Annotated in this window: 13 protein-coding genes; 12 read left to right on the top strand and 1 reads right to left on the bottom strand. The window is 63.9% G+C overall.

Annotated features, from left to right (window positions below; genetic code table 11):
• Positions 1–81: 81 nt before the first annotated feature.
• From ltnD to VZC39_RS04555, 10 genes are all read left to right on the top strand, one after another.
• Positions 82–990, top strand: coding sequence for an L-threonate dehydrogenase (gene ltnD, locus VZC39_RS04600; RefSeq protein WP_434666109.1), 909 nt, complete (start codon positions 82–84; stop codon positions 988–990).
• Entirely contained in the window at positions 987–2,237 is a 1,251-nt protein-coding gene (otnK, locus tag VZC39_RS04595) for a 3-oxo-tetronate kinase (RefSeq protein ID WP_434666106.1), read from the top strand. Before ltnD ends, otnK begins: the two co-directional genes overlap by 4 nt.
• A complete protein-coding gene (locus VZC39_RS04590; RefSeq protein ID WP_434666104.1) occupies positions 2,230–2,862 on the top strand; it encodes an aldolase in 633 nt (210 codons plus the stop codon). Before otnK ends, VZC39_RS04590 begins: the two co-directional genes overlap by 8 nt.
• A 61-nt stretch (positions 2,863–2,923) precedes the next feature.
• Complete coding sequence (gene otnI, locus VZC39_RS04585) at positions 2,924–3,697, top strand: 2-oxo-tetronate isomerase (protein WP_434666102.1); 774 nt, start codon at positions 2,924–2,926, stop codon at positions 3,695–3,697.
• 41 nt (positions 3,698–3,738) lie between these two features.
• Positions 3,739–4,689 (top strand): D-erythronate dehydrogenase, encoded by a 951-nt coding sequence (gene denD / locus VZC39_RS04580; RefSeq protein ID WP_434666100.1) that lies wholly within the window; start codon positions 3,739–3,741, stop codon positions 4,687–4,689.
• Positions 4,686–6,191 (top strand): GntP family permease, encoded by a 1,506-nt coding sequence (locus VZC39_RS04575; protein ID WP_434666097.1) that lies wholly within the window; start codon positions 4,686–4,688, stop codon positions 6,189–6,191. Before denD ends, VZC39_RS04575 begins: the two co-directional genes overlap by 4 nt.
• An 85-nt stretch (positions 6,192–6,276) precedes the next feature.
• Positions 6,277–7,164 carry a DMT family transporter gene (locus VZC39_RS04570; RefSeq protein WP_434666095.1) on the top strand — a complete coding sequence of 296 codons (888 nt, stop codon included), beginning with the start codon at positions 6,277–6,279 and terminating at the stop codon, positions 7,162–7,164.
• Between the two features lie 59 nt (positions 7,165–7,223).
• Positions 7,224–9,158: a methyl-accepting chemotaxis protein gene (locus VZC39_RS04565; protein WP_434666092.1), complete on the top strand. Its 1,935-nt coding sequence runs from the start codon at positions 7,224–7,226 to the stop codon at positions 9,156–9,158.
• Positions 9,159–9,656: 498 nt separating this feature from the next.
• On the top strand, positions 9,657–11,060 hold the full coding sequence (locus VZC39_RS04560) for an OprD family outer membrane porin (RefSeq protein ID WP_349921263.1): 1,404 nt from the start codon (positions 9,657–9,659) through the stop codon (positions 11,058–11,060).
• Positions 11,061–11,166: 106 nt separating this feature from the next.
• On the top strand, positions 11,167–11,997 hold the full coding sequence (locus VZC39_RS04555) for an SDR family oxidoreductase (RefSeq protein WP_349921262.1): 831 nt from the start codon (positions 11,167–11,169) through the stop codon (positions 11,995–11,997).
• Positions 11,998–12,035: 38 nt separating this feature from the next.
• Here VZC39_RS04555 and VZC39_RS04550 read toward each other — a convergent pair whose 3' ends face one another.
• Positions 12,036–12,368, bottom strand: a complete 333-nt coding sequence (locus tag VZC39_RS04550) for a DUF1904 family protein (RefSeq protein ID WP_434666088.1) — start codon at positions 12,366–12,368, stop codon at positions 12,036–12,038.
• Positions 12,369–12,454: 86 nt separating this feature from the next.
• On the opposite strand from VZC39_RS04550, the gene VZC39_RS04545 reads away from it, so the two are divergent.
• Both VZC39_RS04545 and VZC39_RS04540 read left to right on the top strand, forming a co-directional pair.
• On the top strand, positions 12,455–13,342 hold the full coding sequence (locus tag VZC39_RS04545; RefSeq protein ID WP_434666085.1) for a TraB/GumN family protein: 888 nt from the start codon (positions 12,455–12,457) through the stop codon (positions 13,340–13,342).
• A 157-nt stretch (positions 13,343–13,499) separates the two neighbouring features.
• Positions 13,500–13,649 carry a DUF3149 domain-containing protein gene (locus VZC39_RS04540; protein WP_434666082.1) on the top strand — a complete coding sequence of 50 codons (150 nt, stop codon included), beginning with the start codon at positions 13,500–13,502 and terminating at the stop codon, positions 13,647–13,649.
• Positions 13,650–13,666: the final 17 nt, after the last annotated feature.

The raw sequence follows: 13,666 nt of genomic DNA, 5'->3' as shown, positions 1-13,666 counted from the left end.
AATTTTTGTGACAACCGCCTGATATTTCATCGCCACAAGCCTCTACTATCGGCTCATCAGTCGTAACCGAGGAATCACAAGATGAGCACTCCCTTCCACGTCGCCGTCATCGGCCTGGGTGCCATGGGCATGGGCGCCGCCCGTTCCTGCCTGCGGGCCGGGCTCACCACCTATGGCATCGATCTCAGTGAATCGGCCCGCAGCCAGCTGCAGCAACCCGGGGCCGCCGCCGTCATGGCCGACGCCAGACCGCTGGCCGAGGTGCTGGACGCCGTCCTGCTGCTGGTGGTCAACGCCGCCCAGGTGCGCCGCATCCTGCTGGGAGAGGAAGGGCTGGCCCCTCATCTCAAACCGGGCACCGCCGTCATGATCTCCTCCACCATATCGGCGGCGGATGCGGCTTCCCTCGCCGACGAGCTGGGGCAGCTTGGGCTGCTGATGCTGGATGCCCCCGTCTCCGGCGGCGCCATCAAGGCCGATGCGGGGGAGATGACCGTCATGGCGGCGGGGGCCGAGGCGGCCTTCGACAAGCTGGCTCCGGTGCTGGACGCGGTCGCAGGCCGGGTCTACCGGGTCGGCAGCGAACCCGGCCAGGGCAGCACGGTGAAGATCATTCACCAACTGCTGGCCGGGGTGCACATCGCCGTGGCCGCCGAAGCCATGGCGCTGGCGAGCAAGGCGGGCATCTCTCTGGACCTCATGTATGACGTGGTCACCCACGCCGCCGGCAACTCCTGGATGTTCGAAAACCGCATGCCTCGCGTGCTGACCGGCGACTACCAAGCCCGCTCCGCGGTGGACATCTTCGTCAAGGATCTCAACCTGGTGGCGGACACGGCCAAGGCGCTGCACTTCCCGTTGCCGCTGGCCAGCACGGCGCTGAACATGTTCCTCGCCGCCAGCAACGCCGGTCACGGCCAGGAGGACGACAGCGCCGTCATCAAGACGTTCTCCGGCATCCAGCTGCCGGGACAGGGGGATACACCATGAAACTCGGGGTCATTGCAGATGATTTCACCGGCGCTACCGATATAGCAGGATTTTTGGTTGAGAATGGTCTCTCGACCCTGCAGCTCTCGGGGATCCCGGAAGAGCATGATCTGCCCGAGGTGGATGCCATCGTCATCAGCCTCAAGAGCCGCTCCTGCCCGGTGGACGAGGCGGTGCGCGATTCCCTGGCGGCGCTGGCGTGGCTCAAGGCCCGCGGCTGCCCACGCATCTACCAGAAATATTGCTCCACCTTCGACAGCACGGCCCAGGGCAACATAGGCCCGGTCACCGACGCCCTGCTGGCGGCTCTTGGCAGTGACTTCACCCTGATCTGCCCGGCCCTGCCGGTCAACGGTCGCACCGTCTATCAGGGCAACCTGTTCGTGGGGCCCCAGCCGCTCGCCGAGTCCGGCATGCGCCACCACCCCATCACCCCCATGCAGGACAGCAACCTGTTGCGGCTGATGGAGTCCCAGGCCGCTGGCCGCGCCGGTCTGGTTCCCTTCGCCACCATAGCGCAGGGTGCCGAGGCCATCACCAGCGCCTTCGAGCAACTGCAGACCGAGGGGGTGCGCTACGCCGTGGTGGATACCCTGACGGAACAGCACCTGCTGGATATCGCCAGCGCCAGCCTGACGCTGCCGTTGCTCACCGGCGGCTCCGGTCTCGCCATTGGCCTGGCCCGCGCCCTCAGCCATGGCGATCTGCAAGGTGCTCGCGAGGCGGGTTGGCCCCGCGCCACACGTGCCGTAGTGCTGTCGGGCTCCTGCTCCGAGATGACCAACCACCAGGTGGCCCGTTACCGCGAGCAGGCCCCTGCTCTCGCGCTGGACGTGGATGCCTGCCTCGGCCGCCCGGATTATCCCGAGGAGCTCGCCCGCTGGGTGCTGGCGCAGCCCGCCGCCCCCGCGCCCATGATCTATGCCACCACCAGCCCGGCCGATCTTGCCCGTATCCAGCAAAGCCACGGCCAGCAGGCGGCAAGCGAGGCGGTGGAGCACTGCTTCGCCCGGCTCGCCCAGTTGCTGCGCGGCGCCGGGGTGGATGGCTTCATCATCGCCGGTGGCGAGACCTCGAGCCGCATCACCCAGGCCCTCGCGGTCAAGGCCTTCCACATCGGCCCGCAAATTGCCCCTGGGGTGCCCTGGGTGCGCGCCACGGACGCCCCCCTCTCCCTGGCCCTCAAGTCAGGCAACTTCGGCGATGAGGCGTTCTTCACCAAGGCACAGGAGTTCTTTCATGACTGAGCAAGCCTTGCGCGACACCATGGTGATGCTGGGGGCCTCCCTCTTCCAGCGTGGTTACGCCACCGGCGGAGCGGGTAACCTCTCGGCCCTGCTGCCGGATGGCACCCTGATCGCCACCCCCACCGGCTCCTGCCTCGGTCGCCTGAGCGCCGAGCGCCTCTCCCGGGTCAGCCTGATGGGGGAGCACCTGGATGGAGATCGTCCCTCCAAGGAGGTGGCGTTCCACCTGGCGCTTTATCACAACAATCCGGCGTGCCGGGCCGTGGTGCATCTGCACAGCACCTATCTCACCGCCCTCTCCTGTCTGGACGGGCTGGATCCGGCCAACGTCATCCGACCCTTCACCCCCTACTACGTGATGCGGGTCGGTCAGTTGCCGCTCATCCCCTACTACAAGCCGGGGGATGCCCGCATCGCCGAGGAGCTGGGACAGCGGGCGCAAGATGGCAAGGCCTTCCTGCTCGCCAACCACGGTCCCGTGGTGACAGGGCACGATCTCATCGATGCGGTCAACAACATGGAGGAGCTGGAGGAGACGGCTCGTCTCGCCCTGCTGCTGCACGGCCAGTCCATCCGTTACCTGAGCGAACACGAAATCGATGAACTCCGGAGGATGAAACCATGAGCAGAGCCTGCTGTGCCCCTCTGACCCGATATGACAACACCGCATTGAGGAACATCATGCCATGAGCAAATTTGCCGCCAATCTCACCATGCTGTTTACCGAGGTCCCCTTCCTCGAGCGTTTCGCCGAGGCGCGCCGCGCCGGCTTCGAGGCGGTGGAGTTCCTCTTCCCCTATGACTGGCCCGCCGCCGAACTGGGTCGCCAGCTGCGCGAGCAGGGGCTCTCCCAGGCGCTGTTCAACATGCCGCCGGGCAACTGGGGCGCGGGGGAGCGCGGCATGGCCGCCATCCCGGGTCGGGAGGCGGAGTTTCGCGCCCACCTGCCCATGGTGCGGGACTACGCCCTGGCGCTCGGCTGCAAGAAGGTGCACGCCATGAGCGGCATCGTCGACCCGGCCCATAGCCTGGCGACCCACCGCCAGACCCTGGTCGACAACATCCGCTTCGCCGCCGACTACCTGGCGGTCGATGGCATCCGCGTGCTGCTCGAGCCCCTGAACGACAGGGATGTGCCTGGCTACTTCCTGGCTCACCAGCTCGATGCCCTGGCCCTGGTGCAGGAGATAGACAGACCCAACGTGGCGGTCCAGCTCGATCTCTATCACGCCCAGATCATGGATGGGGATCTCACCCGCCTCATCGGCAAGCTGGGCCCGGCCATCGGCCATGTCCAGATAGCCTCGGTGCCGGATCGTCACGAGCCGGACGAGGGGGAAATCGCCTACCCCCATCTGTTCGAGGCGCTGGCCCAGGCTGGCTACCACGACTGGATAGGCTGCGAATACAACCCCAGAGCCGGCACCCGTGAAGGGCTCGGCTGGCTGACCCAACAATAAAAAAACACAACCTACACACGAACGAGTCTGAGGATAACGAGATGCAAATCATCATCACCGGCGGTGGTGGCTTCCTGGGCCAGAAACTGGCCAAAGCCCTGCTGAAAAGCACACACCCCTTCACCGAACTGCTGCTGGTGGATATCCAGCTGCCCCAGGCGCCACTCCCGGATGTCAGGGTGCGCTGCCTGCAGGCGGATCTCACCGCCCCCGGCGTGGCCGAGTCCCTCATCGGCGAGCAGACCGCCATCGTCTATCACCTGGCGGCCATCGTCAGCAGCCATGCGGAGCAGGACTTCGATCTCGGCTGGAAGGTAAACCTGGACACCACCCGCACCCTGCTGGAGGCCTGCCGTCATACCAAGCCCGGCATCCGCTTCATCTTCACCAGCTCGCTGGCAGTCTACGGCGGCCGCCTGCCGGCCCTGGTGGACGATGGTACCGCGCTGACCCCGACCTCCTCCTATGGTGCCCAGAAGGCCATGGGGGAACTCTTGGTCAACGACTACAGCCGCAAGGGCTATGTGGACGGCCTGGTACTGCGCCTGCCCACCATCTGCGTGCGGCCGGGCAAGCCGAACCGGGCCGCCTCCTCCTTTGTCAGCAGCATCATCCGCGAGCCCCTGCAAGGGGAGCAGGCCATCTGCCCGGTGAGCACGGATCTGCGGCTCTGGCTGTCGAGCCCGGCCACCGTGGTCTCGAACTTCCTGCTGGCGGCCAACCTGCCTGCCACCGGTGACTGGCGCAGCGTCAACCTGCCCGGCATCAGCGTGACCGTCGGCGAGATGCTGGAGGCCCTCGGCCGTACGGGTGGAGCCGCAGCCAGGGAGCGAGTGCAATTTGCCGCCGATCCGGCGGTGGAGCGCATCGTCGCCAGCTGGCCCGGTCGCATCGACAACCAGCGGGCCCATGCCCTCGGCTTCACGGCAGACAGGACGTTTGCCGACATCATCGACAGTTTCATCACCCATGACATGCAGGAGGCATCATGAGCGACATCCCAACCCCCATCATCGGCCTTATCATCGCCGTATTCGTACTGGTCTTCCTGGTGGTTCGCACCCGGGTACACGCCCTGATCGCCATGCTGGCGGCGGCCTGTATCGCCGGTATCACGGGCGGCATGAGCATCGACAAGACCCTCACCGTCATCACCCAGGGCTTTGGCTCCACCCTTGGCAGCATAGGTATCGTCATCGGCCTCGGGGTCATGATGGGCCGTCTGCTGGAGGTCTCCGGCGCAGCCGAGCAGATCGCCTACAGCTTCATCAAGTGGCTGGGCAAACGCCGTGAAGAGTGGGCACTGGCCATCACCGGCTACATCGTCAGCATCCCCATCTTCGTGGATTCCGCCTTCGTCATCCTCTATCCGGTCGCCAAGGCCCTGGCGAAAAGCGGCAAGCGCTCCCTGCTCACCCTCGGCGTGGCCCTCGCAGGCGGCCTGGTGGTGACCCACCACACGGTGCCGCCGACTCCGGGGCCGCTCGGCGTCGCCGGTCTGTTTGGCGTGGACATCGGCGCCATGCTGCTGATGGGCATGGCACTGGCCATCCCCTGCGTGCTCGGCATCGTCTTCTATGCCCAGTGGCTGGACAAGAAGTACCCCGAGTTTGCCGCCCAGGTCGCCCAGACCCCGGATGAGCTGCAGGCCACATATGAGACCTATCTCAAGGAGAAGGAAGGCAAGAGCCTGCCGAGCCTGACCCTGTCGCTGCTGCCGATCCTGGTGCCGATCGTGCTCATCTTCCTCAAGGCCATCTTCACCACCCTGGCCACCCTGGAAGGCATGGAGAACTTGGCCGCCAACCCGCTGGTGCAGGGCGTCAACTTCATCGGCACCCCCATCATTGCGCTGGCCATCAGCGTGCTGCTGGCGGTCTATACCCTGGTGCCCCACATGGATAGGCACGCCACCGCAGCCCGCCTGGAAGAGGGGCTGCAATCGGCCGGTATCATCCTGCTGGTGACCGGTGCCGGTGGTGCGCTCGGCGCGGTGCTGCGTGACAGCGGCGCGGGCCAGCAACTGGCGGAGCAGATTGCCCAGCTGCCCATCTCCCCCATCCTGATCCCCTTCATCGTCGCGACCCTGGTTCGCCTCATTCAGGGGTCCGGCACCGTGGCCATGGTGACGGCCGCCTCCATCTCCGCCCCCATACTGGCCCAGATCCCCGGGGTCAACATGCTGCTGGCGGCCCAGGCAGCCACCATGGGGTCGCTCTTCTTCGGCTACTTCAACGACAGCCTGTTCTGGGTGGTCAACCGCATGATGGGGATCTCGGACGTGAAGCAGCAGATGATCGTCTGGTCCATTCCCACCACCATCGCCTGGGCCATCGGCGGCACCGGCGTCGCCCTGCTGAACCTGATGTTCGGCTCAGGTGGCACCTGGTTTGACCCGGTTCTACCGCTGCTGGTGCTGGCGCTCATCGTCTGGTACGTCAAGGGCCAGTCCCTGGCCCCCACGGCAGGTGCGGTGGCGAGCCGGGAGTCATAAGGGTTCACTCCACACACCCACTACCCAGCGAGGGCCAGTCTGCTAGACTGGCCCTCTTTTTCATCCACCGACAAAGGAGTGTTGGATGTCTGCTGTTTCCTGGTGGGATAGATCCACCGCCCTGGCCCTGCTCACCATCTTGCTGTGGGCCTCCCTCGCCGCCCTCACCTCCCGGGTCACCAGCGTCTCCCCCCTGGTGCTGGTGGGGCTGGTGCTGTTCTTCTGCGGTCTGGGGGCCCTGCCCTTCTGGCGCCAATGGCGGGCCAGCGCCCTCAGCTGGCTGGTGACCATCACGGCCCTGCTGCTCTACCACAGCCTGCTGTTCATGAGTTTTCGTCACGCCCCCGTGCTCGAAGCGAACCTCATCAATTACCTCTGGCCCCTGTGCATCATCCTGTTCACCCCGCTGCTGCCAGGCCATCCCCTCAAGCCCCAGCATCTGCTGGCGGGGGCGCTGGGTCTCGTCGGCTCGGTGCTGGTGATGGTGGATGGGGAGCTGAAGCTGCAGCAGGCCTATCTCCCCGGTTACCTGCTGGCGCTGGGAGCCGCCATCGTCTGGGGTACCTACTCCGTGCTCTCCCGCCGTCTGCCTCCCGCCCCCGCCGTGGTCACTGCCGCCGCCTGCCTGCCGGCGGGTCTGCTGGCCCTGCTGCTCGCCTGGGGGCTCGAAGGCCCCTTGCCCCTTGCCCAAATTCCTCGGGCAGACTGGCTGCTCATCATGGGCCTGGCCATGGGGCCCATGGGGGCGGCCTTCGTCACCTGGTATCTGGCACTGCGAGACGGGGATCCGCGCCGCATCGGGGCGCTCGCCTACCTGACGCCGCTTCTCAGCACCCTGCTGCTGGTGTGGCTCAACGGTGAAGAACTCACGTCTCGTCACCTGCTGGCCGGAGCCCTCATCATGGGGGGTGCCCTGCTCGGCCTGATGGTGAAATCCCCCAAGAGTCAGAGGGTTGTCAAACCCTTGTCATAAAAACGCCATCACTCCTGCTTAAGCTCGCAGCCATTGCGTGGTTCAAGCAGGATGTTGACGTGAAGATTGCCCATTATGCCTCCCTCTCCTCTCTGATATTGCTGCTGGTGGCCGCCACCCAGGCCACCGCCCTGTTCCATGGCTGGCAGCAACTCAATGACACCGAACAGGATCAACGCCAGCACGAGCGCCTCCAGCAGCGGCTGAGCGGCCCCCTGCAAGAGGCGCTGCGGGACTACCTCGGCAGTGGCGACCCCCTGCGCCTGACCGAGGCACAAGGGGTACGCAAGCAGGCACTCGGCCAACTGGAACAACAGGATCCCGAGCAGAGTGCCCCGCTGCGCACCCTGCTGGAGCAGATGGGCAGCCGCATCGACGGCGACTATCTGGCGGCAGGCAAGCTCTCCGGCAACAGCCAGTTGCTGCTGCAAAATGCCGAGAACGAGCTGACCGCCCATGCCAAGGCGCTGCTGCGCTACGGCCAGCAAGGCGCGGAGGCGACGGATCCGTCCAGTGCCGATCGCTACCGTCAGGGCGCCGCCGACATCCTGGCGGCCCTGCCCGCCCTGGCTCATCTGCGCCAGAACTACATGGATCAGGCCAGCCCCAAGTTGCTGGAAGGATTGAAGTTCGAACTGGCGGCCCTGCAACGGCAGGCAGAGCAACTGGCTGCGCTGCCGAGCCTGGGGCTGTTCGAGGAAGCCCCTGCCGACGAATTCACCCTGGGAGAGCCGGTGCGCAAGGAGCTCGGCGATCTCCCGCGCAGCGAACTGGTCTCCCTGCTAAAACGCTACCCCCAGGAGCTGGATAACAGTCGCAAGGCCCTGCAACAGCAGCAGGAGGCTCGCCTGATGGTGCAGCAGGACATCAGTCAGCTGCTGCAGGAAAGTGACAAACTGGGGGAGCGCCTCGCCGCCCTGCGCCAAGGGGTGAACCGGGAGCTCGCCGTCATTCTCGGCTCCCTGGCGCTCACGCTGGTGGGGGTGGCCCTGCTGTTCGCCCTGGTGCAGCGCCGCTGGTTGGTCAAGCCACTGCTGCAATTGCGCGGCGCCTTCCTGCAACTCGATACCACAGGGAAAGCACAAATGCTGCCCGAGGGGCGGGAGCGCAACGAGCTGGCCGACATAGTGGCGAGTTACAATCGCCTCATCCTGCGTTTGAAACAGGATCAGCAACAGAAGGCAGGGCAACTCTCTTCCGTCTCCCTGAGCCTGCAGGAAATGGTGGATCAGGTGCAGGAGATCCATCACAGCACCCGCACCACAGAACAGGCGGTGGACGAGAGCGACCACATGATGAATGAGCTGAACCAGCTCGCCAGCGAGGTGCACCAGGTCGCCGCCGAGATAGCCCAGCACGCCCAGCACAACGAGCACTCCATGAGCCAGAGCGAGCAGCTGGTCGGCGGCATGCTGGCCGCCACTGCCCAGACCGGACTCGCCATCGACGAGAGCAGTGCGGCCCTGGCCCAGCTCAAGCGTTCGGTGGAGGATGTCACCGCCATCGTCGACGTCATCGGACACATCTCCCAGCAGACCAACCTGCTGGCCCTGAATGCCGCCATCGAGGCCGCCCGCGCGGGCGAGCAGGGGCGCGGCTTTGCCGTGGTGGCCGACGAGGTACGCCACCTCTCCGCCGATACCCAGCGCTCCCTCGGCCAGATCACCGAGATCCTGACAAGCCTGACCCAGGCCGGGGATCAGCTCGCCACCGTGATGACCCGGATCACCAGCGAGGCCGCCGGCCAGCGTCAGCAGGCCGAGCAGTTGCGCCAGACCACATTGACGGTGCGGGAGATGGCCCGCAGCACCGCCGTCATCGCCCTGCAAGGGGCCGACAACGCCAGAAGCCAGGAGCACAGGCTGGCCAGCTTCGCCGCCCTCATCGGCCGCATCAGCCAGCATGCCCGCCAGGGCAGCCAGCTCTCGGTGCAGGTGTCGGAACACATTCACCATCAAGCCCAGCAGATCCCCCGCATCCTGGGACAAGCCTGATCCCTGACGACTGACCCACCATGGCCCCGCCTCCCTGCGGGGCCATCTTTTTTTGCAACACAAAATTATCTGTTATCAGTCGGTTAACAAAGAAAGTTCAGCTTCCTCATCGAGTTTCATCCACGGAAACGGCCAACCCAGCATGAAAGCGTTGTCATTGGTGATATGAGCGGGATCACAGTGTCCACAACAAGGGTCATGATTATTTGCACTCGGTCATATTTTTGAAACTTCGATGGAACTTCATGTTGATATTTCGCACCGCGAACGTACTCTTGTGGTGTCCGGTCGCCAAGGGCCGTACATAAAAAATAAAGATTGTAAATACACAGATACCCCCACTGATGCGCCAAGGCATGCAGGGAGGGGCACAGCACAGACAAACGATTTTTTTGCCCTCCGGGGCCTTGATTGCAATGCCATTACCGAGCGGCGGGCCTGTGCCTGACTGCCGGACAAAAAAAAAAGCTAAGTCCATAAAATCAGGAGCAATACAAAATGGAAAAAGTGATTTTCAAGCGTGCCGCCTTGAGCGCCGCTGTGGTTGCCGCACTGGCTGCCCCGGGAATGGCCTTCGCCGCCCAGGACACTATGGGTCCGGGTTACGGAAAATCCTATGAGGCGTTTGCCGAAGACGCCAAAGTCACCGGTGGTCTGTTCTACTTCCAGCGCGACCGTGAACGCAAGCAGGCCGGTCCCGGCCAAGATGGCAAATACCACTCCAACCTGAGCCACGCCACCACCCAAGCTGCCCTCAACTTCAACTCCGGTTATGCCTGGGATGTAGTCGGTATCGACGTGGGCGGCTTCGGTGCCTATGACCTGGCCGTCGACGAGAGTAACGGCGTCAACGAAGAGAACGAGTTCTCCTTCTGGGGCAACAAGTGGGGTTCAGGTGGTGACGGTGTTCCCGAGAATGGCTTCAGCCTCTCCACCGCCGCCCTGAAACTGAAATTCTTCGATGGTGCCGTCACCGCCAAGGGTGGCTTCACCCAGCTGTACGTACCCGGCATCCTCGGTGTGAACTGGTCCTATCAACCCGGTACCTACCGTGGTGGCCAGATCGAAGGCAACTTCGGTGGTCTCTACCTGACCTACGCCATCGCCGATGAGTACAAGGCGCCCTGGTTCAAGAATACCGCCGGCTTCTCCAAGAGCAGCCCCTATGCCAGCGACCCCTTCACCGATGCCAACAAGATCGACTACATCCACGGTCTGGCCGCTCGTTACACCTTCGAGGATGGCACCGCGGTCACCGGTGGCTTCGGTCAGTCCGAAGGCTACATGGACAGCTACCACTTCAAGCTGGCTCACAAGTTTGACGTCCTGGGTGGCCTCTCCACCAGCTACCAGTTCTACGGTTCCGACACTGACAACAGCGATTACGATGGTCTGGCATGGCAGCAAGCGCTGACCGCCGCCTGGAACTACGCCCAGTACGGCTTCCGTCTGGAAGGTATGTGGACCAAGGCCGAAGGGGATCTGGGCAACTACCTGCCCCGTCTGACCCGTGGCTACGGCAACTCCCAGGGCGCGAACGAGATCTGGTGGGATTCCCGCTCTGACTGGAACCACAACGACGAGAAGGCCGTGTTCTTCGGCGTGACCCGTACCCTGGATGATCTGGTGGGTGCACCTGGCTGGGCACTCGGTGTCTCCGGCGCCTACGGTTGGGATGCCAACAATGGCGACAAGTCCCTGGAAGGTGGTAAAGAGTGGGCGGCCAACTTCGACGTCATGTACACAGTGCAAGACGGCAAGCTGAAGGGCACCCTGTTCAAGCTGCACTACACCGACTACAACAACGAGCAGGATGACAAGGGCAGCTGGTACTACCCGAACATGTTCAGCTCCGAGCATGACGTCAAGTTCCACATCATCATGCCGTTCACCATCCTGTAATCGGGAACGTGAATTGCTGAAAAACCGGGCCCTTGGGCCCGGTTTTGTTTTTGGGCCGGGCAGGCTACCATGCCCCATCACAGGACTCGACACCGCAAGGATCCCCATGCCCCACCCCTTCGTGCTCATCACTGGCTGCTCAAGCGGCATCGGCCTGTCCGCCGCCAAGGCGCTCGGCGAACAGGGTTTCACCGTCATCGCCTCGGCCCGCCGGGAAGAAGACGTCGCGCGGCTGCAACAGCTGGGATTGCTCGCAGTGCGGCTGGATCTCGCCGATGAAGACAGCATCACCCAGGGGGCGGCCGAGGCGCTGGCCCTGGCTGGTGGTCGCCTTTATGGCCTGTTCAACAACGGGGCCTACGGTCAGCCGGGGGCACTGGAAGATCTGCCCACGGCGGCGCTGAGAGAGCAGTTCAACACCAATCTGTTTGGCTGGCATCAGCTCATTCGCGAAGTGCTGCCCGCCATGCTGGCGGCGGGAGAGGGGCGCATCGTGCAAAACAGCTCGGTGCTCGGTCTGGTAGCCATGAAGTATCGCGGCGCCTACAACGCCAGCAAGTTTGCCCTCGAGGGCTATACCGACACCCTGCGCCTCGAACTCGCCGGCACCGGGGTACAGGTCAGCCTGATAGAACCCGGGCCCATCGACACCCGTTTTCGCGCCAATGCCCGCGCCGCCTTCCTGCGCCACATCGATCCCGACACCAGTCGTCACAGCGCCGCTTACCAGCAGACCCTGAGCCGGCTGGAGCGCGAGGGCGGAGCCCGCGGCTTCACCCTGCCAAGCGAAGCCTGCCTGCCGCCGCTCATCCACGCGCTCACCAGCAAGCGGCCCAAGCACCGCTACCCCGTCACCTTCCCGACCAGGCTGTTCACCGTGCTGCGCCGCCTGCTGCCAAGCCGCTGGCTGGACAGACTCCTGATAAAATCCGCCTGACACAGGGATTGGGCCGATAGCCCGATCCCCCTCATCACTCAGTAGTGCTGACCGTTGCTGTAGTACTGGCTTGGAACTATGGGCAGCACCTGCACCACCACATAGGTCTCCTCCCCGAGCACCGCTTTCAGATGACGGGTGATGAGGGTCGCGGCGGCATCCTGCATCTCCTGGGGCCGTTCGAACCAGACCAGCTCCACGAAGGGGAAACCCGCCTCCGGCTGACCGTTTCGCACCCATTGGCTCGGTACGCACTCCAGGGTGACAAACTCCGGCTTGCCGCCGGTGAGGGCGCAGAGATCCGCCAGCAAGGGCGTGCTGATCCGTTGCAGGGTGTCGACAGAAACTGCCCGAAAACGAAGGTGGGGCATGGGAAACCTCTTGGCTGTGACGAATGAGGACTTATCATAGGGTTTATTGCCATGAAGCCAAGTCACCCGTTCATACAAGGAGCCCCATGAGATTCCATCGACCGCTGTTCTCCTTCCTGGTCTGCCTGCTGCTGCCGCTGCAGGCCCTCGCCGATCCGGCTTTCTATCGCATCGAGAAAGGCAGTGAACAACACTGGCTGCTGGGCTCCATCCACGCGGGCAAGCCCTCCCTCTATCCACTGCCGGATCCCGTGGAGCGGGCCTGGCAACAGAGCCGAGCCCTGGTGATGGAGGTCGACATGACCCATGTCAGCAAGGAGCAGTGGCAGGAGATGGGGGCCATCACCCGGCTTGTCGACGGCAAGACCCTCAAGGATCATCTGCCCATCGACCTCTACCGGCGCACCCTGATCGCCGCCGGTCAAAACGGTCTCAATGAAGCCATCCTGACCCCGCTGCGTCCCTGGTTTGCGGCCATCACCCTGACCCAGGCAGCCCTTGAGCGCACCGGATTCAGCGGGGAATACGGGGTGGATCAGCACTTCGCCAAACGGGCAAGCGAGGGGGGCAAGCCCATCGTCGGCCTGGAGACCCTGCTGGAGCAGCTCGGTTATCTCGCCAGCGTCGGTGACAACCAGACTCTGATGCTGGAGAGCACCCTGGATGAGCTGCCGGAGCTCGAGAAGGGCTTTGGCGAGGTGATGAGCGCCTGGCAAAACGGCGATCAGGCGACCCTGATCAACCTGCTGAAAGAGGAGATGGCACCGCCCAAGCTGCAGGCCTGGCTGGAGCAGACCCTGCTGGCGGAACGCAACCGCAACTGGGTGGCGAAGTGGCCGACCCTGCCAAACGAAAGCTTTATCGTGGTAGGGGCCCTGCATCTTTACGGCGAACAGGGACTGCTGGCCCTGCTGGAGCAGCAAGGCTGGCGCATCACACCCCTCACCGAGCCAACCCTGCCTGCGGTCCAGTAGCCCTCCTCTCGCGGCCTTCCCTCCCCCTGAGTGGGAGGCCGCTCACAAAACCCGCTGCTGATTAAATAACCACGGCGGGACTTGATCGGGATCATCCTACTCCACCCAAAGAGGTATTTATCATGCCTGTCACCAAGGGATGACAGGAGTGGATGTGATGGAATTCTGGATGAACCTGATGTTCGGCAACAGCGTGGGACTGATGTCCATGCTGGTGATTATCGGCACCTTCCTGCTGATCAGCGCCTATGCCGTCTACTTCATCTACAAGGTGATGCACGCCAAGCCACCGACGGAGGAGCAATAGCCTCTTCTCCATGCGGG

The organism is Aeromonas sp. NJAU223 (assembly GCF_051125555.1).
In the GTDB taxonomy this organism is placed as follows: Bacteria; Pseudomonadota; Gammaproteobacteria; order Enterobacterales; family Aeromonadaceae; genus Aeromonas; species Aeromonas veronii_G.
This window is presented reverse-complemented; position numbering and strand designations above follow the sequence as displayed.

What these genes read in the sequence shown, in the direction of transcription:
- ltnD (WP_434666109.1), top strand. Translation starts at nt 82, where the DNA reads ATGAGCACTCCCTTCCACGTCGCCGTCATCGGCCTGGGTGCCATGGGC.
- otnK (WP_434666106.1), top strand. Translation starts at nt 987, where the DNA reads ATGAAACTCGGGGTCATTGCAGATGATTTCACCGGCGCTACCGATATA.
- VZC39_RS04590 (WP_434666104.1), top strand. Translation starts at nt 2,230, where the DNA reads ATGACTGAGCAAGCCTTGCGCGACACCATGGTGATGCTGGGGGCCTCC.
- otnI (WP_434666102.1), top strand. Translation starts at nt 2,924, where the DNA reads ATGAGCAAATTTGCCGCCAATCTCACCATGCTGTTTACCGAGGTCCCC.
- denD (WP_434666100.1), top strand. Translation starts at nt 3,739, where the DNA reads ATGCAAATCATCATCACCGGCGGTGGTGGCTTCCTGGGCCAGAAACTG.
- VZC39_RS04575 (WP_434666097.1), top strand. Translation starts at nt 4,686, where the DNA reads ATGAGCGACATCCCAACCCCCATCATCGGCCTTATCATCGCCGTATTC.
- VZC39_RS04570 (WP_434666095.1), top strand. Translation starts at nt 6,277, where the DNA reads ATGTCTGCTGTTTCCTGGTGGGATAGATCCACCGCCCTGGCCCTGCTC.
- VZC39_RS04560 (WP_349921263.1), top strand. Translation starts at nt 9,657, where the DNA reads ATGGAAAAAGTGATTTTCAAGCGTGCCGCCTTGAGCGCCGCTGTGGTT.
- VZC39_RS04555 (WP_349921262.1), top strand. Translation starts at nt 11,167, where the DNA reads ATGCCCCACCCCTTCGTGCTCATCACTGGCTGCTCAAGCGGCATCGGC.
- VZC39_RS04550 (WP_434666088.1), bottom strand. Translation starts at nt 12,368, where the DNA reads ATGCCCCACCTTCGTTTTCGGGCAGTTTCTGTCGACACCCTGCAACGG.
- VZC39_RS04545 (WP_434666085.1), top strand. Translation starts at nt 12,455, where the DNA reads ATGAGATTCCATCGACCGCTGTTCTCCTTCCTGGTCTGCCTGCTGCTG.
- VZC39_RS04540 (WP_434666082.1), top strand. Translation starts at nt 13,500, where the DNA reads ATGGAATTCTGGATGAACCTGATGTTCGGCAACAGCGTGGGACTGATG.